Here is a 23,915-nt window from a genome sequence, read left to right as displayed (position 1 = left end):
CCTAAGACGTTTCAACGTTTGACCTGATCGGGGAGGTGGGCGTGGCGGACGACACCCGGCGCCGCGGGCACACCGCCGGCGTGAAGGCGGTCGCGGCCGCGGCCGGCGTCTCCCTCGGCACGGTCTCGAACGTGCTGAACCGGCCCGAGATGGTGAGCCCGCTGACCCGGGCCAAGGTCGAGGCGGCGATGGCCACGCTCGGCTTCGTCCGCAACGAATCCGCCCGGCAGCTTCGGGCCGGCAGCAGCCGGATCCTCGCGTACCTGATGCTCGACGCCGGCAACCCGTTCTTCACCGACGTCGCGAAGGGCGTGGAGGAGGCGGCTCGCGCGGCCGGGCTGTCGGTCTTCCTCTGCAACAGCAATGAGGACGCCGAGCGCGAGGCCGACTACCTCGATCTCCTTGAGCAGCAACGTGTTCAAGGTGTGCTGATCACGCCGGTCGACTCGCACTCGTCGCGACTGCGCAAACTTCCCGCCCGCGGTACGCCGGTCGTCGTGGTCGACCGCGCCATCGACGACGACGAGCACTGTTCGGTCGCGGTGGACGACATTCTCGGTGGTGAGCTCGCCATCGCACACCTGATCGAGCTCGGCCACGAGCGGATCGCCTTTGTCGGCGGACCGCTGACGATCGGTCAGGTCGTGGATCGACGTGACGGCGGCCGAAACGCTTTGCGTAAGGCCGGGAAGCCCGCGGAGAACCTGATCGAGATCACCACCGGCGCCCTCACCGTCGCCGAAGGTAGGGGCGCTGGGCAACGACTTGCCGGCCTGCCCGCATCGCGCCGGCCGACGGCCGCGTTCTGCGCGAATGACCTGCTGGCGCTGGGACTATTGCAGCAATGCGTGAGTCTGGGACTGCGCGTGCCGGAGGATCTGGCCATCGTGGGGTACGACGACATCGAGTTCGCCGAGGCTGCCGCCGTACCGTTGACTTCCGTTCGTCAGCCCCGGCAGCTACTCGGCCGAACCGCCGCGGAACTGCTGCTCGACGAGTCGTCGAACCCGGACCACGAGCACCAGCGCGTCACCTTCACGCCAGAACTCGTCGTACGAACCTCAACCCGCGGCACCGCCTAACCCCCACACCTGGACCCGGCTACCCGCCTCCGTCCACCCGGCCCGGCCCACCCAGCTCGGCCCGCACGGCCCAGCCCGGCCCGCACAGCTCGGCCCGCACGGCCCGGCCTACCCGGCTCGGCCTACCCGGCTCGGCCTACCCGGCTCGGCTGCGCGGCAATTTCCGGGGATATCCGCTCAAGTCGACCCTTCTCCCCTCAAATTTTGGGCCAGAGGGGAGAAGGGCAACTTGAGGGGAGATCCCCTCAATTGGGCTCTCCCGCTCATTGGGCTCTCCTGCTCGATATGTGGGTCGTCCGACGTTGTCGGGGTCGGGGTCCGGGCTCCGGGGTTCCCGGGGTCCGGGGGTCCGGGGTTGCGGCCGTGGCCGGGCGGGAGGCTGGGATGGATCTGCCGGTCGCGTACACACCGACTGTTACTACGCCTACCGGCCGCCCGCCCCCAGAACCACACTGACACGCTGCAGCACGACCACCACGGCTGCGTACTGACAGTCCGTCTGTACACCCGCGACCCCGACGGTGCTGCCAGCCGCGTCGCGGCGGTGGGTGTGCCGCTGTGATGCACGAACGACGGCAGGTAGCGCCGCGGCCAAGACCCAGCCGGTACGCCGTGTCCGTACTGCGGTGGGCGGCGGTTCCGGGCAGGACACGTCGCTCCCCAAACCGGTTTGGGGAGGATCCAGGCTCGGATTCGGGGGTGGATCCACCCCAAACCCCTGCCGCGAGCCAGGCGCCTGCAGTTCATCGCGCCGCGCCCGGCCCGGTCCACCCAGCTCGGCCCGCACGGCCCGGCCTACCCGCCTCGGGCTGCGCGGCTCGGGTTACCCGCCTCGGGCTGCGCGGCTCGGGCTGCGCGGCAATTTCCGGGGATATCCGTTCAAGTCGACCCTTCTCTGGCCAAAAAACGAGGGGAGGGGAGAACCGGCAATTTGAGGGGAGATCCCCTCATATTGCGGAGGCGCGGGACGTCGGCTTCGTGGACAGATAGCGCGTGCCGGGTCAGGCGCCGTACGACTTCAGGAAGACGTCGACGGCGCGGTCGGCGATGGTGTCCAGCTCGGCGGGCTTGGGGCGTGCGCGGGAGCCGGCGAACATGGCGCGGTTCATCGGTTTGTACATGACCAGGCCGGCGAACTGGTATGCGACGAGGGTTGGGTCATCGAGTTCACGGAGCAGACCGCGCTCGGTGAGGCCGGCCAGCGCCTGGCCCAGCGACTCCAATGACTTCTCGAAGCCGCCGGTGAACCAGGCCCCGCAGACCTCGGGGAAGCGGTCCGCCTCGGCGATCACCAGCCGCCGCAACTGCAGGATGTTGTCCGCGGTCAGGCTCTCGAGGAGCCGGAACGCCAGCGCCCGCAGGGCTTCCCGCGCATCGGTGGCTCCGTTGAGTGTCTCGGTGTACGCCGCGGCCAGGTCGACCGCGAGCAGATCGTTCGTACCGAGCACGATCTCGGCGAACAACCGCTCCTTGTTCTCGAACTGCTTGTAGACGGTCTGCTTCGAGACGCCTGCCTTCGCCGCCACCTCGTCCATGCTCGCGCCGAGATAGCCGTGCTGCAGGAACACCTCGGTCGCCGCAGTGGTGATCGCGCGCCGCTTCTGGGCGGTCCGGCCCTCCGGAATCTCAGTCATGTCCGAAATCATACTAGACAGTCTAGTTTCGTGACGGGTACTGTACGGTCCAGTTCCGAACGATCCCCTGAGGAGACACCATGAGCATCGTGAAGTCCGCCGACGGTACCCAGATCAGCTACGACGTGTACGGCGAGGGCCAGCCGCTGATCCTGGTCGACGGCGCCACCGCCCACCGGGCCGTGAACCCGCTGAACGCCGAGACCGCCAAGCTCCTGAGCGACCAGTTCCGCACCTACGTCTACGACCGCCGCGGTCGTGGCGAGAGCGGGGACACCGCGCCGTACGCGATCCAGCGCGAGATCGAGGACATCGCCGCCCTGATCGAAGACGCCGGCCAACCAGCCATCGTCCTCGGCGGCTCCTCCGGCTCCCTGCTCGCCCTGGACGCCGCAGCCGCCGGCCTCCCGATCACCAAGGTGGTCGCCTGGGAACCCCCGGTGATCGTCGACGACAGCCGCCCGCCCCTCCCCACCGACTACGTCGAGCAACTCGACGCCCACATCGCCGCCGGCCACCCCGACCTCGCCGCCGAACTCTTCTTCACCGCCGCCATCGGCATGCCCCCCGAAGCAGTCGCCGGCATGCGCCAGTCCCCCTACTTCCAGCCCGTCGTCGACGTCGCCCACACCATCTCCTACGACGGCCGCATCATGGGCACCACCATGTCCGGCAACCCCCTCCCCACCGACCGCTGGGCCACCATCGCCGTACCGGTCCTCGTCCTCCACGGCGACAACACCTGGCCCACCCTCGCCTCCGGCGCCCAAGCCGTAGCCGCCCTCCTCCCCACCGCCCACCTCAAAGTCATCCCCGGCGCCGACCACGCCGCCGACATCACCCACCTAGCCACCGCCCTCCGCGATTTCGCCGGCTGACCACTCCCCAAGTGACCGGGGGTGGTGAGACGCTTTGGGGGTGGACAGGGACGGGTTCTGGAAGATTGTGGAGGGTGCGCGCGACACGGTGGACGACACCGTCGCGGACCCGGATGGGGTTGCGGACGCGCTGACGCGGGAGCTGGGTGGGCTGGCGGCCGAGGAGATCGTGGAGTTCGGGGTCGAACTCGCGCGGTTGCAGGTCGAGTCCTACCGGTGGGACCTGTGGGCGGCGGCGTACCTGATCAACTCGGGCGCCTCGGAGGACGGGTTCGACTCGTTCCGGGGGTGGCTGGTCGCGCAGGGGCGGGAGATCTGGGAGGCCGCGCTGGTCGACCCGGACTCGCTGGCTGACGTGGTCGACGAGGACCGGCCGGACGGGTTCGAGGGCTTCGACGGGGAAGGGATGCTGCACGTCGGCAGTCACGCGTACAAGAACGTGACTGGGGACGAGGCGGCGTACTGGAAGGCCGTCGAGGCGGAGACGCCGGACACACCGGACCTGCCGGTGGGTGAGGAGATCGACTTCGACGACGAGGACGACCTGCACGACCACCTGCCGCGGCTGGCTGTTCTGTACCTCGAGGGGTAGTTAGGCGGGTTCGCCACCGAGGCGTTCGATGGCGGCGCGGAGACGGCGTCGCCAGGCTGGCTGGCCGGCTTCGTCGTCGGCTGCGGCCAGGCTGACCAGGTGCTGCGCCATCTCGAAGCCCTCGGCGTACGGCGAGGCGTCCAGGTCAGTGATTGCCTGGGGCTCGTACTCCGGTTCGTCGTGGTCGAAGCTGACCGGCCTGCTGCTCCAGCCGAAGCCATCCGGGACCAGGAGCTCTGGGGTGAGCACCTCATGGCTGAGGGACGTCAGGTCCTGATCACCGTTGCCGATGCTGAAGATCGTCGTACCACGACGCCGTACGTCGCTGATCCGCTCCAGCAGGGTGTCAGCGGGGGCCTCCTCGGCCACTACCAGCAGGGACTCGCCACGACCTGCCTCGCGTAGACGGTCCAGTCCGATCGCCAGGTGTGGCGGTGCGTCGGCTGGCGGCGCCCAGCGCACGAGTGACGGGCGGATGTTGTTCACGCCGGCCCGGTGCAGCTCGTCGTCCAGGTGCGCGGTCAGGTGCCACGGCTCCTCGTCGACCGGGCCGAACAGCATCAGCCCGCCGGTGCGAGTCGTGTACCGCCGCAGCGAGTGGCCGAAATCCCGAGTCTGCGTACCCAGCTCGGTTCCGGTCAGCATCTCCCGCAGGAGTGACGCCCTCGTCAGGTCCACATCTACAACTTGACCACATCTGCGGGGCCAGTGCGACCTCAGCCCAGCCGGTCCGCCTTCGACTGCAGGTAGTTGCGCTCCGGGACACTCGTCGTACGGCGGGCTGCCAGCAGGTAGCTCTCACGCGCAGCCGCCGCATCACCCGCCATCTCGAGCAGGTGCGCGCGGACGGCCTCCAACCGGTGGTGCTCGGTCACGCGGCCGTCCGCCTCCAACGGCTCCAGTACGGCGAGCCCCTCCTTCGGGCCGATCGCCATACCGACAGCTACCGCGTGGTTGAGCTTCACCATCGGGTTGTCGACCAGCTGCTCCAGTACGTCGTACAGCGCGACGATCTGCCGCCAGTCCGTGTCCTCGGCGCGTTCTGCGGTGTCATGGACCGCTGCGATCGCGGCCTGCACCTGGTACGGGCCGAGCCGGGTGTGGCTGAGTGCCTCGGACACGAGCGCCTCACCCTCGACGATCGCGTCCTTGTTCCACTGCGACCGGTCCTGCTCAACCAACGGCACCAGTGCACCGTCAGCGGCTGTCCGGGCCGCCCGGCGCGCATCCGTGAGCAGCATCAGCGACAGCAGGCCGGCCACCTCACCATCGTTCGGCAGCAGCTTCCGCACACCACGGACGAGCCGGATCGCCTCACCAGTCAGCTCCGCGCTATGCAACGCCGTACCGGATGAGGCTGTGTAGCCCTCGTTGAAGATCAGGTACAGGACATGCAGTACGGCGCTCAGTCGCTCGGACCGCTCGGCCTCAGGGGGCAGCTCGAACGTGCTGCCCGCCTGCTTGATCCCACGCTTCGCCCGACTGATGCGTTGCGCCATGGTCGATTCCGGCACCAGAAACGCGGCGGCGATCTGTGCTGTGGTGAGACCGCCGACAGCACGCAGTGTCAGCGCGATCTGCGATGCCGGGGACAGCGCAGGATGGCAGCAGAGGAACAGCAACGTCAGAGTGTCGTCCTGCGCACCCAGGTCGCCAATTTCGGGGCCTGCAGCAACAAACTCCTCCGGTGCGGCGAGCTGCGCGGCGTTCTCCTCACGGCGTCGCCGTGCCGTCTCACTGCGCAGCAGGTCCATCAGCCGACGCGAACCGACCCGAATCAGCCACCCACGTGGGTTCTCCGGCACCCCGTCTTCCGGCCACTGCTGTGCAGCAGCCAGGAGCGCCTCCTGCACAGCCTCCTCGGCCAGATCGAAGTGACCGTAGTGCCGCACCAGCGCGCTCAGCACCTGCGGCGCCTGCTCCCGCAGCAGTAGCTCGAAGCTACTCACATCTCCAGCCCGGATGGGTCCATCACCGGCCGCACCTCCACTGCGACGTACTCCGCGTCCGGCATCCGCGCCGCATAGCCGATCGCCTGGTCGAGGTCGCACTCGACCACGTAGAACCCGGCCAGGTGCTCCTTGGCCTCAGCGTACGGTCCGTCGGTGGTCATGGTGGCTCCGTCGCGCACCGACACCGTCTTGCTCGTGATCGGATCCGCCAGCCCACCTGCGCTGACCAGCACCCCCTGCTCACCCAGCTCCTGGAACAGCTCGCTGTGTACACGCGCGATCCCGTCGCGCTGCTCCGCGGACAGTCCGGCCCAGCTCTCCGGACTGCTGTAGATCATCAGCATGTATTTCACGGGCACCATCCTCTGGCTCAGGAGACTCTCTCACCCGGTACGTCGAAACACGACTGCCCGTCTTCGACAAACCGATGTCGATCTGCTCCCACCAGTTCCGACGTCCCCGCCGACGGACACACCACCCATCGGACTGGAGAAGTCACCATGGTTTCCGACTCCAAGCGCTGGTTCGCGCTGGCGCTGCTGTGCCTCACCGGGTTCATGATCATTCTGGACGCGTCGATCGTCCTGGTCGCCGTACCGTCGATCGAGCGCGAGCTCACGTTCTCGACCGGTGGCGTGCAGTGGGTGCCCAGTGGATATGCCCTGATGTTCGGCGGGTTGCTGCTGCTGGGCGGCCGCATCTCCGACCTCCTGGGCCGCCGCCGCGTGCTGATCGCCGGACTGCTGCTCTTCGGCGCCGCCTCGCTGTTGTGCGGCTTCGCGTGGAGCGGTGACGCGCTGGTCGTCGCACGAGGCGTGCAGGGCGCGGCCGCCGCCGTACTGGCTCCGAGTGCGCTGTCGATCGTGATGACGACGTTCCCCACCGGAGCGGAGCGCAACAAGGCGCTAGGGATCTGGGGCGCAACCAGTGGCGTCGGCGGTACGGCGGGCTCGCTGGTCGGCGGCCCGGTCACTGACGGGCTCGGCTGGCAGTGGATCTTCTTCATCAACGTCCCGATCTGCCTACTCGTCGCCGTACTGGCGCCGAAGGTGCTGATGGACAGCCGTGGCCCCGGACGCCGCGGGTTCGATGTCGCCGGCGCGGCCACGGTCACCGCGGCACTGATCGCTCTTGTGTACGCCGTTGTCCAGGCACCGGAGTCGACCTGGCTCCGCACTGTCTTACTGCTGGTTGTCTCGATGGCGCTGTTCGGACTGTTCGTCGTGGTGGAGCGGCGGTCGGCTGCCCCACTCGTCCCGCTCCGCATCTTCCGCACGCGCTCTGTGGTCGCAGGGAACCTGATCACCATCGGCTGGGGCCTGGCCGTGTTCGGACTGAACTACACCTACACGCAGTACGCACAGCTCGCAGTCGGCGTCTCCGCGGTCCGCTACGGCCTGATGTCCGCCGTACTGGCTGCGACTGCGGTCTGCGGCTCCATGGTCGGCCAGAACCTCGTCACCCGCATCGGCCCACGCAAGGTCGCAGTGGGCGGGCTCCTGCTCGCGGGAGCCGGCACAACAGTCATGACCCAACTGACTGCCACCTCCGGCTACTTCGAGTTGGCCTTCTGGGGACTGCTCGTGTTCGGCGCCGGTCTGGGCGCAGGAACCGTGGCTGGTTCGATCGCATCGCTCAGCGATGTCGAGAGCGCGGACTCCGGTGTCGCCTCAGGACTACAGAACGCGAGCTTTCAGATCGGCGGAGCGATCGGTGTTGCTGCCCTGGCCGCAGTGGCAACAGCCAGTACGTCGGGAACGACGCCTGCCGCGTTGACTCACGGCTACCGGGTTGCGTTCGCCGCAGTGTGGCTCTGCATCGCGGTCGGCCTGGCCGGGTGCGGTCTGCTGCTCAGTGCTCGCGGAGAGATGAAACGACCGTTGGAGATTGCAGTTCCGCAGGGTGGGCACTAGATGTCCGGCCGCCGTTCATCCGCCTGGCGGCTCTCGTAAGGAGGCACCATGCTCATCCTCGGTTTGATTCTGTTGTTGCTCGGGTTCCTGTTGAAGATCTCGATTCTCTGGACGATCGGTATCGTCCTGCTCGTGATCGGCGCAGTGCTGTTCCTGCTGGGATCCACCGGTCGTGCTGTCGGGGGACGCCGACACTGGTTCTAGGCCTCAACGGAACACCGGCCCCGCGGGCCCTCAAGAGGGTCCGCGGGGTTTCTCTAACGCCAGGGGAAGCGTGGCGTACGCCGCTCCCCGAAAGCCGCGATCCCCTCCGCCAGCTCACCACTCGCGATCGTCTCCCGGTAGCGGGCGAGCGCGGTGGTATCTGCGTCGGTCTCGGCCAGCAACGCGTTCACTGTCTCCTTCGCCGACCGGATGGTCAGCTGCGACCGCGACACCAGCGTGGCGGCGAACTCGTCGACCTCTGACTCCAGATCGACCTCACTGACGACCCGGTCGACCAGTCCCTTCAGTTCGGCCTGCTCCGCGGTCAGCAGCTCACCACTGAAGAGCAGGTACTTCGTCGTCGCCGGACCGACCAGGTCGAGCAGCACCCGCACCGCCGCCGGCGGATACACGACCCCGATCCGGGCCGGAGTCACGCCGTACGTCGAACCGTGCGCGGCGAACCGGAAGTCACAGTTCACCGCGATCTCCAGTCCACCGCCGATGCAGTGACCGCGGACCATCGCGATCGTCGGCTTCGGGAACTCCCGCAGCGCGGTCTGCGCCCGCAGGTTGAAGGCGCGCAGCTCAGCCATCGGATCGGCCGGATCGGCTCCGGAGATGAGCTCACCGATGTCAGCGCCGGCCGAGAAGCTCGGCCCGGCCCCCGTCACGACGAGCACCTTCACCTCGTCATCTGCCGCCAGCTCGGCCAGCAACCCCGGCAGCGCCTCCCACATCGCCCGCGTCAGCGCATTGCGCTTCGGCACCCGATCGATCACGAGCCGAGCAACCACACCGCCCTGGACCTCGAACCCGAGCTCATCCATACCCGCAGTCTCACAGGCAGCAACCCCTCCGCGCCGCCTCGTAGATCACACCGAGCTTGAGTCGCGGATGGTCACCGCAACGGTACGGAGTGTTTGTCACCGAAGGTCTCGTCGGGAGCCTGTTATCGGAGCCAAGCGTTTGATCTCGGATCGATTACATCCGCATAGCGGTCAGATCACGCTCAACTTGCCTTCGACATGTTCGCAATGCGTTAAAAACGCCGGTCGATTGCGAACCTTCGGCGGATCTGTGTTTGACTCCTCCGGTCGATAACGTTTTGGTCTCGGCAGATTGGGTTCAACGTAATGACTGCAGGACGGCACAGACAGGCGCGGCACAAACAGGCGCGCCCGAAGCTGATCGGCCCCGGCCTGGTGAAGGTGGCGATTCCCGGCGCAGCGGTTGCTCTGGTGGCTACCGGCTCCGCGGCGGCGCTCCCCGGTCAGCATGACGTCAAGGTGGACACACCGATCGCCAGCTCGTCCCTGCAGCTGGCGCGCGACACGGCCACCAGTCGGGACGCCCTGCGTCCCCCGCTGAACCTGAACTCGGTCAAGCCGACCGCGGCGCCGACGGCGAAGCACCTGAAGAAGCAGGCGCCGATCCCGAAGCCGACGTCGACCAAGACCCGGGCGGCGGCCGCGCTGCCGCCGAAGATCGTCGGCTCGAAGTTCACCACCACCGACGTGAACGTGTGGACGGTCCCGCTGACCGGTGTCCTGCTGGACGTCCTGAAGCGCGGCTCCAAGGTCTCCGTCAGCGGCAAGATCGACGGCATCTGGGCCGAGATCGTCAGCGACGGCAAGTCCCGCTGGGTCAAGGCGCAGTACCTGTCGGCCACCAAGCCGGTCGAGGCCGTCGCGGGTGGTATCTCGCAGGCCGCCTGCAAGTCCGGTTCGTCGGTCGAGTCCGGTGTCACCCAGGACGTCGTCCGCGTGCACCGTGCGATCTGCGCGAAGTTCCCGAACATCACGTCGTACGGCGGCCTCCGCTCGGGCGACAGCGGTTCGGAGCACTCGTCGGGCCGCGCGCTCGACATCATGGTCAGCGGTTCCGAGGGCCAAGAGGTCGCGGACTGGCTGCACGCGAACTACAAGAAGCTCGGTATCAGCCAGCTGATCTGGCAGCAGCACATCTGGACGGTCCAGCGCAGCAGCGAAGGCTGGCGCGCGATGGAGGACCGTGGCGGCACCACGGCCAACCACTACGACCACGTGCACGTGAGTGTCTACGGCAACTCCGGCACGGTCTGAGTTCTCCACCCAGCAGTCCGGTCCCACCCTCCTAGGGACCGGGCTGCTGTGCTTTTTCTCCAGCCTTCTACAGCCTGATCCGGTCTTCTAGGGCTTGATGTTCGCGTTCAGGTGGAAGAAGTTGGCCGGGTCGTAGGCGCGCTTGACCGCGCGCAGCCGGTCCAGATCCGCCGGACTGTACGACGTCTCGGCGCGACCGTGGTCCCCGAGGAAGTTCACGAACGTCCGGCCCGCGTCCGGCAGCAGCCCGACCGGGAGTTCACGATCGATGATCAGTGAGAACTGCGCCTGCCGGTGACCGACCGGACCGGCGCCCGCACCCGGGTGGGCCATCGCGCCACTCCAGTGCCGGAGCTCGACGGTCGGCTCCTCAGCATCGTTCTCGAGGCTCGTGACGATGTCGATCACCTCGTCGGTGAGCTCGTCCAGGAAGTCCAGGTGCCGGGCCGGCGTCCCGCCCATCGCGGCGTCGGCGTACTCGATCGTGGTCAGCTCACCGGCCAGCCGCGATCCGGCGACCTCGAACAATGGCTTGAGGAGATGTTCGGCCAGCTCCGAGGTTCCGGCGTACAGGACCTTGATCGCGACCGCGCGCTGTTCGGTGCCGGGGATGCGGGTGAGGACGACCGCGGTGCTCAGCTCGTTGGGGATCGTCGCGGTCCAGTCGCGGTAGCGGCGCAGGATCTCGGCGGCGCGGTCGATGCCGTAGTAGACGATGCCGGCGTGCACCTGGCGGACCGGGTACAGGCGGAACTCGAGTGAGGTGACAATGCCGAAGTTGCCGGTACCACCCCGGATCGCCCAGAACAGGTCCGGGTGCTGCTCAGCGGTCGCCGTCACCACCCGACCGTCCGCGGTCACGACCTCGGCCCGGATCACGCTGTCGGCCGCGAACCCGTACTTCCGCGCCAGCCACCCGACCCCGCCGCCCAGCGTGTAGCCAGTGACGCCCACGTCTCGCGACGACCCCGACAACGGCGCCAGCCCGAACTGACGTGCCGCATCGAGCACAGCACCCCAGCGCGCACCCGGCGCCACCTTGGCGATCCGCCGCTCCGGGTCCACGAACACCGCGGTCATCTGCGTGGTCTTCAGCAGAATGCCGCCATCAGCCGACAACCGCGTCCCGTGACCAGTCGCCTGCACAGCCACCGGTACGCCGTACTCCCGCGCGGTGTGGACGACCGCCTGCACGTCACTCCGGCTGAACGCCTCAGCCACCACCGCCGGCCGCGAGTCCACCGAAGGCACAATCGCCCGCCGCTGCACGTCGTACTCGGCCTCACCCGGCAGCCACACCTCACCGTTGAACCCAGCCCCCAGCAACCCGGCGACCAGGTCCCGCCCTGCCGCCATCACAACCTGCGTAGACATCTCGTTCCCCTTCGCCGTTTGCTCTCACCAACACGTCGAAGAAGAACCCGCCAGATTGACACTCCCAGCAAACTTTTCTTGATGACTCATTCGGTGGACGTCTCGGGCGCGGTCCTGACCAAGCGCTACACGTCGTGGTCCCGCGGCGAACCGGACCGCGAGTGGGCCGCGCTCACGCTGCTCGCGAACGCCGTACCGGATCTAGTTCCGACGCCGGTGTCCCGCGGTCCGCAGTGGGTGTCGATGTCGGTCATCCCGGGTGAGCCGCTCGCCGATCCTGCGACGCCCGAGCAGGTCGACGCACTCGGTGATGCGCTGGACACGCTGTGGTCTGTCGAGCCCACGCTGGCACCGCTCGACGTCGCTGCCCTCATCGAAAGAACCTTCCGGGCGCTCGCCCCGCTCAGCGAGCGCGACGACGTGATCGGTGCGGCCGCCACGGCTTGCGCCGGACTCGACTGGTCCAGCCTGCTCACCATCCAGGACCCGGTCATCGCCCACGGCGACCCGAACCTGGCGAACTATCTCTATGACGGAACGTCGTTACGTATCGTCGATTTCGAGGACTCCGGGCTAGGCGACCGGACGATGGAGCTCGCCACCCTGCTCGAGCATCTGGCCGGCCGCCGTACCGACTGGACCCCGCTTCTCCACCGGTGGCCTGTGGACCCAGAGCGGTTGGGGGTCGCCCGCACGCTCTGGGCCGCCTTCTGGCTGGGGCTGATCGGCCCCGGCGGACCCAGTGCGTCGCGAAACCCACCTGGTACGGCGGAGTCCCAGGCCGAGCGTGTGTTGGGGCTTATCGCTCGACGGTGAGGGCAGCTAGGCGGTCTCGGTCGGCGAGGATGTTGAGTTCGGTGATCTTGCCGTCGGTGACGGTGAAGGCCATGACGGACTGGATGCGGCCGTTGATGACGGTGACGCTGCCGGGGACGCCGTTGATCAGGGCGTGCTCGGTATAAGGAGCCAGCCGGCTGAACATGAGGGCCTGTTCGACGACGGCCAGCGCACCGCGGACGACCTTCGACGCGGCTGCGCCGTTGGAATCGGTGCCTGCGTCGGCGCGCAGTACGACGTCTGGGTCGAGCAGCACGAGGAGACCTTCGAAGTCGCCGCCGCGGGAGGCGGCCATGAAGGCTTCGACGATGGCGCGTTGGCGGCTTGGGTCGCCGTCGTTGGCCGGTGCACCTTGGACTCGCCGCCGGGCGCGGCTGGCGAGCTGGCGTGCGGCGGCGGGTGACTTGCCGACGACCTCCGCGACCTCGTCGAAGCTCAGCCCGAACATGTCGTGCAGCACGAACGCCAACCGCTCCGCCGGCGCCAGAGTCTCCAGTACGACGAGTAGCGCGAGCCCGACCGCATCGGCCTGGACTGCCTCGTCCTCAGGTGCCTTGGTGTTGGCCTTGAGCGAGACCGGGTCCGGGACGAAGGTGTCGAGTGAATCCTCCCGGCGGGACTTGCGGCTCCGGAGCATGTCCAGGCAGACCCGCGACACCACAGTGGTCAGCCAGCCGGCCAGATTGGCCACCTCGCTCACGTCGGTCCGGCTGAGCCGCAGCCACGCCTCCTGTACGGCATCCTCGGCCTCACTGCGCGAGCCGAGCATCCGGTACGCCACCCCGCGCAGGTGCTCCCGCTGCTCCTCGAAACTCCGCGCCAGCTCGTCCACTGCTCGTTCTCCCTTGTCTTGCCCGATCAGTCATAGTCTCTGACGGATCGGACCAGCATCGTGTGACAGGGTCTTCCAGCGAGGATGATGTGGAGCCATGAGGGATGACTTCGACGGCACCGAACTCGACCTGTCCGTCTGGTCGCCGTACTACCTGCCGCACTGGAGCTCCCGCGCTACCTCGAAGGCCACCTATGCGCTGAGTGACTCCTACCTGACGCTCAGCATCCCGCCAGAGCAGGGACTCTGGTGTGCTGGCGACCACAAACCCGACCTGCGGGTGTCTGCTCTGCAGTCCGGTAGCTACCCAGGTCAGCAGCCGTACCGCCAGGGACAGGTCGTCCAAGAGGAGCAGCCGCCGTTCTGGGGCTGGACTCCGTCCAGTGGGCGCGTTGAGCTCCGCGCACGCGCCGAGCTGAGTCCCCGGTCGATGGCTGCGCTCTGGATGGTCGGGCTGGAGGATCAGCCCGAGCGGTGCGCGGAGATCTGCATCATGGAGGTCTTCGGTGACGCCGTGGTACCCGGAGAGTCCGCTGCGGTCGGCATGGGCCTGCACAGCTTCCGTGACCCGTCGGTCACCGAGGACTTCGAGGCAGTCCGGCTGCCGATCGACATCAGCACCTTCCACACGTACGCCGGGGAGTGGGCCGACGGGGTTGCGACGTTCTTCGTCGATGGCGCCGAGATCCGGCGTTGCACCGGCGCGCCGACGTACCCGATGCAGTTGATGCTCGCGGTCTTCGACTTCCCTGACCGGTCTACCGGTGACGACGACCACCTGGTGCCGACATTCACAGTCGACCACATCGCTGGGTAGGATCAGAGCATGTTCATGCGCGCGGGGATGTGGTGGGCCGTCGACTAGACGGCTGCTTCCGCGTGTAACCACTCCGGCCGTCTCTTACGAGGCGGCCGTTGTCATGTCTCCTCGTAGGTGCGGCCCCTGTTCCGAGGACTGCTCATGGCACCAGCACTCCGGACCTGGTCCGGTCTGATCTCCGCACTGCTCAACGGCTCCGACCTGACCATGGCCGACACCAGCTGGGCCATGGACCAGGTAGTGCTGGGCGATGTCTCGCCGGCTCAGATCGCCGGGTTTCTGATCGCTCTACGCGCCAAGGGCGAGACTGCGGCTGAGCTGCTCGGTCTGGCCTCAGTACTGCGTTCACACGCGACACCGGTGCGGATCGACGGCCCCTTCGTCGACATCGTCGGTACTGGTGGTGATCGGACCGGTGCGATCAACATCTCCACCATGGCTGCGATCGTGGCCGCCTCCACCGGCGTCACCGTGGTCAAACACGGTGGACGCGCCGCCTCCTCGTCAGCAGGTGGCTCTGCTGATCTAGTCGAGCAGTTGGGTGTCCCACTCGACCTGCCTGCTTCAGACGCTGCCCGGATGGCTGCGGAGGTGGGGATCGCCTACTTGTTCGCACCACGGTTCAACACCGCGCTGCGCCACGTAGCCGTCGTACGGCGGGAGCTCGCCGTACCGACTGCTTTTAACGTGCTCGCGCCGCTGCTCAACCCAGCTGACCCACAGCACCAGCTAGTGGGTGTGGCCAATCCGCGGATGCTGCCTGTGCTCGCTCAAGCCCTTTGCCAGCAAGGGAAAACGGCACTCGTTGCACGTGGCGACGACGGTTTGGACAAGCTCACCACGACGACGTTCTCGCGGCTATGGCTCGTCAAGGACGGCAGCGCACGCGAGACGGTCTTCGATCCGCGGGGGCTCGGTCTGCGGCCCACAACGCTGTCTGAGCTGCGCGGTGGTGATGCGGCCGCCAATGCCCGCGTACTGCGTGCTCTGGTCGACGGGGAGCCTGGTCCGGTCCGCGACGTCGTACTGCTCAACGCTGCAGCCGCTCTAACCACGCTGGACCTCCAGACCGACAACTTCCTTGACCAGCTGGCGTTCTGCTTGGACCAGTGCCGCGCAGCGCTGGACAGCGGTCGCACGGCCGCAACACTCCAGCGCTGGACAGGCGTTTAGGCTGTGCGGGTGGAGTCCTCGGTGTATCTGCGCGCACTGCGGCCCACCGACATAGCGACGTACGCGGACTGGGGAGCTGACCGCCTCTTCTGCCTGCATGCCGGGTGGACGGTCGACCTGCCCCGGTCCGCGCACGAGGCCAGGTGGCGACGCATCATCGAGGACCCGGTGCTCGTCCGCCTCGCAGCGGTCCGCGGCGACGACGTGATCGGGTACGTCGACCTGCACGGCACCGAGCTCGGCTACGTCGTGGGGCCACCCAGTCGCTGGGGGCAGGGCCTGGGCGGTGCTATCGCCCGGCTGGGGTTGGAGCACGCCTTCGAGGTCCTTGGCTTCGACTCGGTCGACGCTGAGGCAGCCGAGACGAACCAGGCCTCGCTGCGGATCCTGCAGTCGCTGGGCATGTCCGAGACCGACCAGCATGGTGAGGACACCTACCTGGGTGTCCTCACGCCTACCCGGTGCTTTCGCATCACCCGTGAGTCATACCTGCGTCAGAACCCAGTCCCTGAAGGAAAGTAGCGCTTCCGTATCCCAGTCGTGCCCGTCGGTGTCCCGCTCTGCGGCCGACACCGGCGTGGCGCTCCGATAGCAGCTCAGCGCCTGCTCGATCACTGGCTGGTGCACTGCCGGCAGGTGCTCGCGTGCCCACACCGCACCCTCTTCCTTACTGAGGATGCCGCCCGCCAGCACCCGGCAAGCGTTCAGTACGCCGTAGTACGGCGACTTGAGCAGGGCCTCTCCTGCCATCACGTCCTGCAGGTCCGTCATCACAGCTGACCGGTAGTCGTCGTACGGGACTGGTGCAAACACCTCTGCTGGCGGCGGCCCACTCAGTGCGACCCCACGCTCCCGCAGCACAGTGATGTGCGCTGCCAGATCCGGATCAGCGCCTGACCCGTCGTAGTCCAGTCGGCCCTCAAGAATCGCGTCGGTCCACATCGCCGAGTAGTGCACCTCATACGGCCGCGGGTGCTCATGCGTTCGCGCCTGCGCAGCCGTGAGCACCGACATCTCGAGATCACCGAGTACCGGCCGCGCCGCCGCCGTACCGGCGAAGCCTCTGGCCACCCGCTCACGCTCTATCGGCGTCAGCGTCTCGGGCACCACCACCAGCAGGTCCACATCACTCTTGGCTCGGTAGAAACACCCCATGGCCAACGACCCGTGCACGTAGACCCAGCTATCGGTCAGCCCCGCAGCTTGCACCGCGTTGAGCACATACTCGCGGACGTCCGCATCGCAGTCAGCCCACGACTGCGCCCGCCCACTCGGATGCACCACCATGCACGCGACAGTAGCCCGCACCTGTCACGCCGCGCACAGTGTTTTCAGCGTCCGGTGGACCCGTCGATCTGCTCGCGCAAGATGTCCGCGTGCCCGGCCCCGAGGCGCCTCAGGGCGGCCGCTGGAGACAGGAGAACGCTGCCTTTGTGGAAACAAATTGCCAGCGGGCGACCAGGAATTACCACAAAGCGGGCAGACCCGACCTGTCGCCGCCGGTCCGCGCTGATCGCGACTACCTCTGAGCGGAGGGCGTGGGATTCGAACCCACGATGACGGTCACCCGCCATACCGGTCTTCAAGGCCAAGCTGCCCAGAGCAACGAAAAGGGCCCCTGACCTGCATGAACACCAGTGAGCGACGCTCTGACAGATGCCGCCATTGCACACACTCTGCACGGTAGCCTCGAAATGCCCCCTCCAGAACAGACTTCAGCCTCCGACCCGAAGTGGGCCGGAGGCTGAATTGGAGGGGCGAGTCAGTCGCCTCGCAGCTTCGCCTCGATTTGGTCCATCGCCTGGTCCTCCTCACCATCCAGGCACTTGGCGTAGACCCGCATGAGAACTTCGAGCGAGTGTCCTGCCCAGTCAGCGACGCGCTGCGGATCGACGCCACTGGCCAGCCATGTGGCACCTCTGTTCCCGCCGTCAGCTCTGCAGTCAGCCTCTAGCCGTTCCAGTCGCGGCCGGTGCCTTCGGCGAAGCCGATGAGGGGCACTTCCCTGTGCTGGACTTACCTAGCTGCCAAACCATGTCCACAGGCGGTTCCGAGGTGCGTTCAAGCTGGAGAAATAGACCTGACTTGGTCGCACAAACCTTGACGCCAGGCCCATAAGCCGGTGAGCAGGCCAAATCCTGGACTGAACCACGATTCGCGGTAATCTTCAGCGCCGCCTGCCCGGTGCAAACGGCTCGCACCTCATAGGTTCCGGATGTCAGCGAGAGATCCTGATTGGTAGCGGTCTTATCGAAGTCAAGATCTTCCCGCCAGATCATCTGAGGATCAGCGGGCAGATCCGCAATCTTCAACCGGTCAGCCTTGGGGTTCGGCGTTGTTGCTGTCGGATTCGCCGACGGCATCGTCGCCTTTGTGGTCGGCGTGCCCCCGGATTCAGTACCGGATGAGCAACCAGCCAATACGCAGCAGGCAACAGATGCGATTGATGCGCCAACAACGCGCCCCCACATGTTCATCAGGTATTACTCTCCCAATACTTCCATCCGACCTCGGCACGCGAGGGCAGTCTTGCGGTTCCGGACTTTCGCAGCTTGGTCGTGCAATCGGCCCCGTCGAAGTACTGTCTCCAGGTCACTTGCTGACCCCAGGAGCCGTACTGGGCGTGGCCATACTTCCCATTGGGGATGATGCGGTGGAAATCGTGCTTCACAGTCAGGCTCACCGCCTGCGAGAGCGAGGCAGACACCTCCACCTTCGCCTTCGCGATAACGCCACCGATCTCTGCTGACGTACCACCGGAAATGGTCGCAGTAGACGTGTAATTCTCCGTCAGACCAACGGTCAGATCACCGCCGGGTCCATCCTTGAAGGTCGGGAGAAGGTCGGCGGGCACGAAGTAGGCGGTGTGACCCACAATGTCGTACCACGTGGACGTCGGACAGGCCTCGGCCGTAGGCGGAGCCGGATCGGCCATTGCCGTTGTCGGGGTCAGTGCTACGCCGACCGCCAGCATCACGCTCCCCACGATCACCGGAATCTTCTTGCGCATCAAACCCCCAGAGTTGGAAGGACGGAACCTCTCCGTCCGAAATGAGCAGCGAACGTAACACGATGAAATCGGATCGAAACAGAGGGTTTGCACCTTCCTGCAACAGCATGTGATATCCCCCATGTCCGAGCCCGCCGCGCCTTCATCTCTCGCACCCGAGCGGCCCGGTGCATGAGTGCCGTGCCCGATCCGTGCCCGATCGGAGGGCTAGCGCCGGTTGGTGGCGGTCGACGGCGGTCGGTCGGCGTCGGATTCGACCCGGGGCGTGGGTACGCTCAGCCGTCCGGCGGATGACAAGTCAGTTACCAAGCTGACAGCGCGATGGCCTGACAGAACCTACTCGCGTTGGCCATCTCCCGGGATGCAGGCCGCGCAGGAGCAGGTTGTGATGCCCCCGCCGTCGCTAGCAGTCGCCGGCGTCCTGCCTGAACCCCACCTCGTCGGGAGGGGGCATCTCTCCTGCCAGCCGGTCGCTTCCATGACTGTGGGAGCGGCAGGCGGCTCCTGGGTCACTACCGAGTCCTCAGCGGCTCTCAGCGCGATCTACAGAAGCGCGGTCGACTTGTGTGCAGCGACTTCACGTAAGCCATCCTGAGCGCGCGCCCGTCGGCTCGATCGGGGCCGCCCGCCATTGCACGCACTCTGCACGAATGGCCGAAACCGGCGGCTTTAGCCGGACGTGGCCGGACGCCGCCGGACTGTCACAGCAACGGCCTCTTCCTTACATTTCCGCAGGTGAGAGGCCGTTTCGGTACCCGTTGAGCGGAGGGCGTGGGATTCGAACCCACGATGACGGTCACCCGCCATACCGGTTTTCAAGGCCGACATGTTTGCAGGTCCGAAATGGCCTCTGACCTGCAAAGTCTCCGAGCCACTGCCCTCTGAGAAGCGCTCGCGGGCACCATACGGGCACAGGCACCCGGATTTGCCCGCGTACAACGGCAACCGGCCCACCTCATGATGCCTGAGGCGGGCCGGTCACAGCAGCACTGGTGGAGATCAGCTTATGCGTCGAGTACAGCTTCGATGCGCTTGCGCGCCACGTCCTCCTGGCCATCGAGGAACTTGGCGTAGACCCTCAGCAACACGTCGACGCTGTGCCCTGCCCACATGGCAACGCGCGGTGCCTCAACACCGCTCGCAAGCCAAGTCGAGACGGCCGCGTGCCGCAGGTCGTAGGGCCGCTGTGCAAGTTGTGAGTGCGCAGCAACTTCCTTGCCGAAGGCCCGTTCCCTGATCTTCTTCCACATCATCTGGTACGACACGGCCGGGAGATCGCCACCACGTTTCGCCCAGAAGAGCCGGCCCTCCGAATCAGTACCGAACTTCTCCAGGTGCTCACGCAGGATCTCCGTCAGTGCTGGCGGGCACGGCACAGGTCGCACCTCCCCGATCGCCCGATGCTTGAGCTGCCGGTGGTCGCGGTCCTCGCCGCCGTCAGTCCAGGCCGCACCCGCGTACGGCCGCGACTGCTCTAGGAGCAACTCGCCCCACCCCGATTCGGGGAGCGCCAATTGCTCCCTGCGAAGGTTCACCGCTTCCCCTGGCCTCAGCGCAGAGAAGTACATGACAGCGAAGAACCCGACCATCCTTGGCCCGCTCCCCGGCATTTGGTGAACAGCAGCGAGGAGGGTCCGTGCCTGCGATGGGTTCACCACGGACCGGGGATCGATTGCCCCGCTAGCCTTTTTTGGCGCAGTCCACTTGATCGATCCGATCGGGTTGCGGTCGATCAAGCCCAGCTCCACGGCGTAGTCGAGTGCATTCGAGAAGACTGCCCGCTTACGCGCGACCGTATTCGCCGCTGCCGGAGTGCCGTCCAGCTTGCTCGCGAGAGCGTCAAGCGCGGCCCGCAATGTGTCGGCGCGTTCGAGCGCAGACACCGACCTGCAATTCCGCCCGACCCACGCCAACGTCTCTTGAACATCCTGTGCCTTCTCGTCATCGCGTCGTCCCGTGTTGAACGCCCACCCGTGCAGAGCCGCGCGAATGAGCTTCGCATCCGGCCGACCTCGGTCATTGCTGAACATGACCGGAGTTACAGACACCAATGAGTCACTGATGCTTCTGCGCGTTGTGGCCGCAGCACGAGCCCACTTCAGATCGACGTACTTACAGGCGAACTCGTACCAATCCATCGGCGCAACCGCGCGCCCTTCCGATACCGGCCGCCCCGTCTCTGAGTCGAACGCTTCTCCATTGCGTTGAGCGGTGATCAGCGTTGATCGTTCAGTGTCGGCCAGCGCTGCCGTCTGATAGGTCCGCTTGAATGGCTCGCCTGCCACTCGCCAGCGAACGCTGTAGCTAAAGCGATCTCGCTTCAGCGAGTTCTTCTGGATCTTGGGAAAGATTCGTACGTCATGTGAGTGCGGCATTAGGCGGCCTCCTCCCGGCTGTCGAGCCAGCGTTCGAGTTCAGCCCTCCGGACGCGGATTTCTCCGTTAGGCAGCTTGATACAGCGGGGGCTTCTGCCCTTGGCCCGCCAGTCATAGAAGGTCGAGCGGGACACGCCCAGGTCGGCGCATACCTCCTCGACAGTCAGTCGCTCCCGGCTATTGATCGCTGTTGTGGGCGTGGCCACAGTGCGTCTCCTTCGTTCCGTTCACGGGTCGTTGCTGGGACATGTGGGACAGGGCCGTGATCTGGCTGTCCCAGGTGTTTGTGCAGGTCAGAGCAAGGTCTGGGACTCTGGGACACCTGGGACAGTCCCTGTGTCGGGTGGGAAGTAGCGGCCTCCATCGCGGCGGCGTAGTTGGCCGTCGTCGGCCATGCGAGCGCAGGTGCGGCGGATGGTGTCGCGGTCGTCTCCGAGAGCGTCAGAGATCGCCTTTGGGCTCGCTCCGGGGAACTGCCGCAGGTACGCCAAGATCGATGCCCGGGTGCGGTGCAGGGTGTGATCGACCGCGGCTCCGGCCAGCAGTTCCCACGTGCCGTTGTCGGAGTCGAACCGCATCGCGCGTTCGGCTTCGTCCACGTCGCGACCGGTGATGTGCAGTACGCCGTCAGCCTCACCACGCGGTCGCTTCAGGGCCATGATCGTGTCGGCCGCGCCGACGATTCCATTCGTGCCGGACAGCTCGGCGGTGAAGTCGTCGGCGGCCATCTTGCGCAGGTGGTGCACGAGAACAACCGCGATTCCGTAGGTGTCCGCGATGCTCTTAGCGCGGCCCATCGCGAGGTAGTCGGCGTCGTACGGCGAGATGCCGGACGGGGTTTCGCCGCGCATCTTCGCGAACACGTCAATGACGACCATGCGCGCGTTCGGCCGGGTATCGAGCCATCCCCGGATAGCGTCCGCGCCACCGCCTGGCAGCGTCGGAAACTCGGTCAGCAACGTCAGTCCCGCAGGGGCCGGCTCGGCGCCCAGGATCTTGCCCATGCGGCTTTGCAGCCGTCGCGGGGTGTCTTCCAGCGCCAGGTAAAGCACCTCGCCCGCATCCACGGCCACCTCACCGAGCACCCGGCCACCGGCCGCGATACCAAGCGCGAGATTGAGCGCTAGCCACGATTTCCCGGCCTTCGGGGCACCGGCCAGCAGCGACAGCCCTTCGGGGATCAGGCTGGGTACTGCCCAGCGTGGCGGTGCGAACTCTTCGGCCATCAACCGGTCCGCCGTCCACGCGTTAGCGAACGGGTCGGCCTTGGTCGGGCGGGCCGGTTCGGACTGCTGCGGCTCGATCTCGAGCGGGGGCGGCCAGTCGGGGTAGATCACGTCAGCCATCCGCAGCGGCTGATCGTCGTGTGGTTGTGCCGTGGCGCTCACGCGGCCACCTGACGCGGGCGCTTGGCCCCGGCCCGCAGACCGGACGAGATCGTCTTGTCCGCTTCCCAAGGTGTGTACGCACCGGCAGCGACCTGACCGGCGGCAGCATCGCCCAGGACGGTGCGCACGTCGGCTTCGGTAAGGGAGCCACCGGCAACCAACTGCCCAAGAGCGATGGCGGCCGTGTAGAGCACGTGGTTGCGCTGCCCTTCCCCGGCGGTCTTGACGCGTTCGGTTTCGGCGCGGATCGCCGCGCCCAGGTAGCCCGCTCGCCGACCGATCCCAAGGTGGACGGGCGCGGCCTGCTGCACGGGCGCTGGCGCGGGCGTGAGCGCCTGCGTGAGCCATTGGGGCAGCGGTGCGGGGGTGATGTCGTACACGGTCCGGTAGCGGCGTCCAGCGGCCACAGAACCCGCCCCGACGACGTACCCGCCGACCGCGCGGGTATCGACCAGCCAACCGAGCCGACCTTGGGTGTTGCGGAGCTCGATCCCAGCAGGGGCAGCGAAGTACAGGTGTTCGCCGCTGCGGCCGGTGAGGACGGTGTGGGTGTTCCACGGGTAGGCCGCCCCGGCGTCGTCGGCCTGGTGCGCCAGCACATCGGCACCACAGGTCAGCCCCGGCTTGCGCCACACCTCCGGTGCCGTCTGGCCGGGCTTGGGCTGGTCCAGGTCGACCACGACCAGGCCGGACGGCCCGCACGCGACCCCAACACCGTATGGGCCGGTAGACCAGCACCGCTCGATCCGTACGGCGTCGGTGGTGGCGCGGTTCTCCCAGTCCTCAACGGCCGGGCGCTTGTGGTCCGGCACGAGCGGGAACACGTGCCAGCCGCGTGCAGCAGCAGCGAGCGCGGCCGTCAGCAAGTCGTTCATGGGTGGCTCCTTCTCGAAGAGGGTCAAGCGGCGTACGGGTAGCTGGCGGCGTCGATGCAGTCGAGGCAGCGGCCGTCAGAGGTGGGGATGCAGTAGGTCTGTTCCTGGTGGCACTGGCCGCAGGTCCGGCGCGCTCGCATGGCCCTGTCGAGGGCGTTGAGCTGAGCTGGCGAGGCGGTCCGGGACGGCTTGGCGAGATCGAGCCGGTAGAGCCATGCCCAGCGCTTGCCCTTGCGCCACACCAGCCGCGCGTAGGGTTCGTGTCCGCCGGGGCACATGTGCATGGCGCGGAGCTGGCGGCGGGTGGCCAGCCCGCCGGGTGCCCACCGGAACTTGAACACCGGCATGCCGTGGTCGTCCCAGCCCAACGCGTATTTGCCGTTCCACAGCTCGATCCAGACCGACCGGGCCGGGTGCAGACTCAGGCCGTCCAGCGGCGCGGCCATCACCGGTCACCCTTGCTGGACGAGTTCTGCCCGGCACCCCGGACGGCGCGGATGTGGTTGATGACGTGGCGTCCGAGCCGGACCCGCAGGCCGGACCCGTCGCACTTGCCGCAGTGGCGGAAGGCGTTGCCGAATGGGGACTTGAACTTGCCGACGCCCTTGCAGCGGCGGCACTTGCCGAACGGCCAGACCAGGCACGTGAACAGGTAGAACGCGACGGCGATGGTCACGACGAGTAGCACCGTGGCGACCTGTCCGGCGGTGTGGGCAGTGGCGGTCACGGTAGCGGCGAGCTCGCTACCGTGGGTAGCGGGGATGGGGATAGCGGTAGCGGCGCGGGACAGCATGGGAAGCCTCCAACGGGCTGTTTTTGGGCGTGAGGAGCCGTGGCCGCTACCCGCTACGCGGGAAAGAACGGCCTGGTCAGATACGGGTTGCGGGGTAGC

At 66.9% G+C, this 23,915-nt stretch carries 25 protein-coding genes; 10 read left to right on the top strand and 15 right to left on the bottom strand.

All coding sequences use genetic code 11. The annotated features are described in order from the left end of the window. Positions 1-41 precede the first annotated feature (41 nt). The gene (locus ACFVWG_RS32625) at positions 42-1,082 is read left to right on the top strand and encodes a LacI family DNA-binding transcriptional regulator (RefSeq protein WP_391547306.1); all 1,041 of its coding nucleotides are present in this window, start codon (positions 42-44) and stop codon (positions 1,080-1,082) included. A gap of 1,001 nt (positions 1,083-2,083) precedes the next feature. On the opposite strand, the gene ACFVWG_RS32620 is transcribed toward ACFVWG_RS32625, so the two are convergent. Next, on the bottom strand, positions 2,084-2,716 hold the full coding sequence (locus ACFVWG_RS32620) for a TetR/AcrR family transcriptional regulator (protein WP_391547305.1): 633 nt from the start codon (positions 2,714-2,716) through the stop codon (positions 2,084-2,086). 80 nt (positions 2,717-2,796) lie between these two features. Between ACFVWG_RS32620 and ACFVWG_RS32615 the strand changes: the two genes are divergently transcribed. Continuing rightward, the gene (locus ACFVWG_RS32615) at positions 2,797-3,594 is read left to right on the top strand and encodes an alpha/beta fold hydrolase (RefSeq protein WP_391547304.1); all 798 of its coding nucleotides are present in this window, start codon (positions 2,797-2,799) and stop codon (positions 3,592-3,594) included. Between the two features lie 40 nt (positions 3,595-3,634). Then, complete coding sequence (locus ACFVWG_RS32610; RefSeq protein ID WP_391547303.1) at positions 3,635-4,186, top strand: DUF4240 domain-containing protein; 552 nt, start codon at positions 3,635-3,637, stop codon at positions 4,184-4,186. Here ACFVWG_RS32610 and ACFVWG_RS32605 read toward each other — a convergent pair whose 3' ends face one another. The 3 genes from ACFVWG_RS32605 to ACFVWG_RS32595 are packed head-to-tail and all read right to left on the bottom strand — an operon-like array spanning position 4,187 to position 6,482. Continuing rightward, positions 4,187-4,864 carry a hypothetical protein gene (locus ACFVWG_RS32605; RefSeq protein ID WP_391547302.1) on the bottom strand — a complete coding sequence of 226 codons (678 nt, stop codon included), beginning with the start codon at positions 4,862-4,864 and terminating at the stop codon, positions 4,187-4,189. Between the two features lie 38 nt (positions 4,865-4,902). Then, positions 4,903-6,135, bottom strand: coding sequence for an RNA polymerase sigma factor (locus ACFVWG_RS32600; protein ID WP_391547301.1), 1,233 nt, complete (start codon positions 6,133-6,135; stop codon positions 4,903-4,905). Then, on the bottom strand, positions 6,132-6,482 hold the full coding sequence (locus tag ACFVWG_RS32595; protein ID WP_391547486.1) for a YciI family protein: 351 nt from the start codon (positions 6,480-6,482) through the stop codon (positions 6,132-6,134). The genes ACFVWG_RS32600 and ACFVWG_RS32595 overlap by 4 nt, the downstream gene beginning before the upstream one ends. Before the next feature lie 156 nt (positions 6,483-6,638). On the opposite strand from ACFVWG_RS32595, the gene ACFVWG_RS32590 reads away from it, so the two are divergent. Together ACFVWG_RS32590 and ACFVWG_RS32585 are read left to right on the top strand one after the other, a co-directional pair. After that, positions 6,639-8,051: an MFS transporter gene (locus ACFVWG_RS32590; protein ID WP_391547300.1), complete on the top strand. Its 1,413-nt coding sequence runs from the start codon at positions 6,639-6,641 to the stop codon at positions 8,049-8,051. 48 nt (positions 8,052-8,099) lie between these two features. After that, positions 8,100-8,255, top strand: coding sequence for a DUF6131 family protein (locus ACFVWG_RS32585; protein WP_391547299.1), 156 nt, complete (start codon positions 8,100-8,102; stop codon positions 8,253-8,255). Between the two features lie 53 nt (positions 8,256-8,308). Here ACFVWG_RS32585 and ACFVWG_RS32580 read toward each other — a convergent pair whose 3' ends face one another. Next, entirely contained in the window at positions 8,309-9,085 is a 777-nt protein-coding gene (locus ACFVWG_RS32580; protein WP_391547298.1) for an enoyl-CoA hydratase/isomerase family protein, read from the bottom strand. Between the two features lie 306 nt (positions 9,086-9,391). Here ACFVWG_RS32580 and ACFVWG_RS32575 point away from each other — a divergent pair, with 306 nt between their 5' ends. Beyond that, complete coding sequence (locus tag ACFVWG_RS32575; RefSeq protein WP_391547297.1) at positions 9,392-10,339, top strand: SH3 domain-containing protein; 948 nt, start codon at positions 9,392-9,394, stop codon at positions 10,337-10,339. Between the two features lie 87 nt (positions 10,340-10,426). Here the strand turns inward: ACFVWG_RS32575 and ACFVWG_RS32570 are convergent, their stop codons facing one another. Next, positions 10,427-11,713, bottom strand: a complete 1,287-nt coding sequence (locus ACFVWG_RS32570; protein WP_391547296.1) for an FAD-binding oxidoreductase — start codon at positions 11,711-11,713, stop codon at positions 10,427-10,429. A gap of 81 nt (positions 11,714-11,794) precedes the next feature. Here ACFVWG_RS32570 and ACFVWG_RS32565 point away from each other — a divergent pair, with 81 nt between their 5' ends. Next, entirely contained in the window at positions 11,795-12,529 is a 735-nt protein-coding gene (locus ACFVWG_RS32565) for a phosphotransferase family protein (protein WP_391547295.1), read from the top strand. Here ACFVWG_RS32565 and sigJ read toward each other — a convergent pair. Further along, on the bottom strand, positions 12,513-13,382 hold the full coding sequence (gene sigJ / locus ACFVWG_RS32560; RefSeq protein ID WP_391547294.1) for an RNA polymerase sigma factor SigJ: 870 nt from the start codon (positions 13,380-13,382) through the stop codon (positions 12,513-12,515). The two genes, ACFVWG_RS32565 and sigJ, sit on opposite strands and share 17 nt — an antisense overlap. 97 nt (positions 13,383-13,479) lie before the next feature. Between sigJ and ACFVWG_RS32555 the strand changes: the two genes are divergently transcribed. From ACFVWG_RS32555 to ACFVWG_RS32545, 3 genes are all read left to right on the top strand, one after another. Next, positions 13,480-14,199, top strand: coding sequence for a glycoside hydrolase family 16 protein (locus tag ACFVWG_RS32555; RefSeq protein ID WP_391547293.1), 720 nt, complete (start codon positions 13,480-13,482; stop codon positions 14,197-14,199). A 144-nt stretch (positions 14,200-14,343) separates the two neighbouring features. Further along, positions 14,344-15,375: an anthranilate phosphoribosyltransferase gene (trpD, locus tag ACFVWG_RS32550; RefSeq protein ID WP_391547292.1), complete on the top strand. Its 1,032-nt coding sequence runs from the start codon at positions 14,344-14,346 to the stop codon at positions 15,373-15,375. Between the two features lie 9 nt (positions 15,376-15,384). Continuing rightward, positions 15,385-15,897: a GNAT family N-acetyltransferase gene (locus tag ACFVWG_RS32545; protein WP_391547291.1), complete on the top strand. Its 513-nt coding sequence runs from the start codon at positions 15,385-15,387 to the stop codon at positions 15,895-15,897. Here ACFVWG_RS32545 and ACFVWG_RS32540 read toward each other — a convergent pair. The 8 genes from ACFVWG_RS32540 to ACFVWG_RS32505 all read right to left on the bottom strand — a co-directional run bounded on the left by ACFVWG_RS32540 (position 15,859) and on the right by ACFVWG_RS32505 (position 23,816). Continuing rightward, positions 15,859-16,662, bottom strand: a complete 804-nt coding sequence (locus ACFVWG_RS32540; protein ID WP_391547290.1) for an aminoglycoside adenylyltransferase domain-containing protein — start codon at positions 16,660-16,662, stop codon at positions 15,859-15,861. The two genes, ACFVWG_RS32545 and ACFVWG_RS32540, sit on opposite strands and share 39 nt — an antisense overlap. A 1,189-nt stretch (positions 16,663-17,851) precedes the next feature. Next, positions 17,852-18,385, bottom strand: coding sequence for a hypothetical protein (locus ACFVWG_RS32535; protein WP_391547289.1), 534 nt, complete (start codon positions 18,383-18,385; stop codon positions 17,852-17,854). A gap of 1,004 nt (positions 18,386-19,389) precedes the next feature. After that, on the bottom strand, positions 19,390-20,523 hold the full coding sequence (locus ACFVWG_RS32530) for a tyrosine-type recombinase/integrase (RefSeq protein ID WP_391547288.1): 1,134 nt from the start codon (positions 20,521-20,523) through the stop codon (positions 19,390-19,392). 236 nt (positions 20,524-20,759) lie between these two features. Next, a complete protein-coding gene (locus ACFVWG_RS32525; protein WP_391547287.1) occupies positions 20,760-20,966 on the bottom strand; it encodes a helix-turn-helix transcriptional regulator in 207 nt (68 codons plus the stop codon). Between the two features lie 87 nt (positions 20,967-21,053). Next, a complete protein-coding gene (locus ACFVWG_RS32520) occupies positions 21,054-22,148 on the bottom strand; it encodes an AAA family ATPase (RefSeq protein WP_391547286.1) in 1,095 nt (364 codons plus the stop codon). Further along, positions 22,145-23,023 carry a bifunctional DNA primase/polymerase gene (locus ACFVWG_RS32515; RefSeq protein ID WP_391547285.1) on the bottom strand — a complete coding sequence of 293 codons (879 nt, stop codon included), beginning with the start codon at positions 23,021-23,023 and terminating at the stop codon, positions 22,145-22,147. The genes ACFVWG_RS32520 and ACFVWG_RS32515 overlap by 4 nt, the downstream gene beginning before the upstream one ends. 23 nt (positions 23,024-23,046) lie before the next feature. Further along, the gene (locus ACFVWG_RS32510; protein ID WP_391547485.1) at positions 23,047-23,469 is read right to left on the bottom strand and encodes an RRQRL motif-containing zinc-binding protein; all 423 of its coding nucleotides are present in this window, start codon (positions 23,467-23,469) and stop codon (positions 23,047-23,049) included. Beyond that, the gene (locus tag ACFVWG_RS32505; RefSeq protein WP_391547284.1) at positions 23,469-23,816 is read right to left on the bottom strand and encodes a hypothetical protein; all 348 of its coding nucleotides are present in this window, start codon (positions 23,814-23,816) and stop codon (positions 23,469-23,471) included. Before ACFVWG_RS32505 ends, ACFVWG_RS32510 begins: the two co-directional genes overlap by 1 nt. Between the last annotated feature and the right edge of the window lie 99 nt (positions 23,817-23,915).

Source organism: Kribbella sp. NPDC058245 (assembly GCF_042882005.1).
Taxonomy (GTDB): domain Bacteria; phylum Actinomycetota; class Actinomycetes; order Propionibacteriales; family Kribbellaceae; genus Kribbella.
This window is presented reverse-complemented; position numbering and strand designations above follow the sequence as displayed.

Excerpts from the sequence above, each read along its gene's own strand:
- ACFVWG_RS32620 (WP_391547305.1), bottom strand. The coding sequence starts at position 2,716 with ATGACTGAGATTCCGGAGGGCCGGACCGCCCAGAAGCGGCGCGCGATC.
- ACFVWG_RS32615 (WP_391547304.1), top strand. The coding sequence starts at position 2,797 with ATGAGCATCGTGAAGTCCGCCGACGGTACCCAGATCAGCTACGACGTG.
- ACFVWG_RS32595 (WP_391547486.1), bottom strand. The coding sequence starts at position 6,482 with ATGCTGATGATCTACAGCAGTCCGGAGAGCTGGGCCGGACTGTCCGCG.
- ACFVWG_RS32590 (WP_391547300.1), top strand. The coding sequence starts at position 6,639 with ATGGTTTCCGACTCCAAGCGCTGGTTCGCGCTGGCGCTGCTGTGCCTC.
- ACFVWG_RS32585 (WP_391547299.1), top strand. The coding sequence starts at position 8,100 with ATGCTCATCCTCGGTTTGATTCTGTTGTTGCTCGGGTTCCTGTTGAAG.
- ACFVWG_RS32580 (WP_391547298.1), bottom strand. The coding sequence starts at position 9,085 with ATGGATGAGCTCGGGTTCGAGGTCCAGGGCGGTGTGGTTGCTCGGCTC.
- ACFVWG_RS32575 (WP_391547297.1), top strand. The coding sequence starts at position 9,392 with ATGACTGCAGGACGGCACAGACAGGCGCGGCACAAACAGGCGCGCCCG.
- ACFVWG_RS32570 (WP_391547296.1), bottom strand. The coding sequence starts at position 11,713 with ATGTCTACGCAGGTTGTGATGGCGGCAGGGCGGGACCTGGTCGCCGGG.
- ACFVWG_RS32565 (WP_391547295.1), top strand. The coding sequence starts at position 11,795 with ATGACTCATTCGGTGGACGTCTCGGGCGCGGTCCTGACCAAGCGCTAC.
- ACFVWG_RS32555 (WP_391547293.1), top strand. The coding sequence starts at position 13,480 with ATGAGGGATGACTTCGACGGCACCGAACTCGACCTGTCCGTCTGGTCG.
- trpD (WP_391547292.1), top strand. The coding sequence starts at position 14,344 with ATGGCACCAGCACTCCGGACCTGGTCCGGTCTGATCTCCGCACTGCTC.
- ACFVWG_RS32540 (WP_391547290.1), bottom strand. The coding sequence starts at position 16,662 with ATGGTGGTGCATCCGAGTGGGCGGGCGCAGTCGTGGGCTGACTGCGAT.
- ACFVWG_RS32535 (WP_391547289.1), bottom strand. The coding sequence starts at position 18,385 with ATGCGCAAGAAGATTCCGGTGATCGTGGGGAGCGTGATGCTGGCGGTC.
- ACFVWG_RS32530 (WP_391547288.1), bottom strand. The coding sequence starts at position 20,523 with ATGGATTGGTACGAGTTCGCCTGTAAGTACGTCGATCTGAAGTGGGCT.
- ACFVWG_RS32515 (WP_391547285.1), bottom strand. The coding sequence starts at position 23,023 with ATGAACGACTTGCTGACGGCCGCGCTCGCTGCTGCTGCACGCGGCTGG.
- ACFVWG_RS32510 (WP_391547485.1), bottom strand. The coding sequence starts at position 23,469 with ATGGCCGCGCCGCTGGACGGCCTGAGTCTGCACCCGGCCCGGTCGGTC.
- ACFVWG_RS32505 (WP_391547284.1), bottom strand. The coding sequence starts at position 23,816 with ATGCTGTCCCGCGCCGCTACCGCTATCCCCATCCCCGCTACCCACGGT.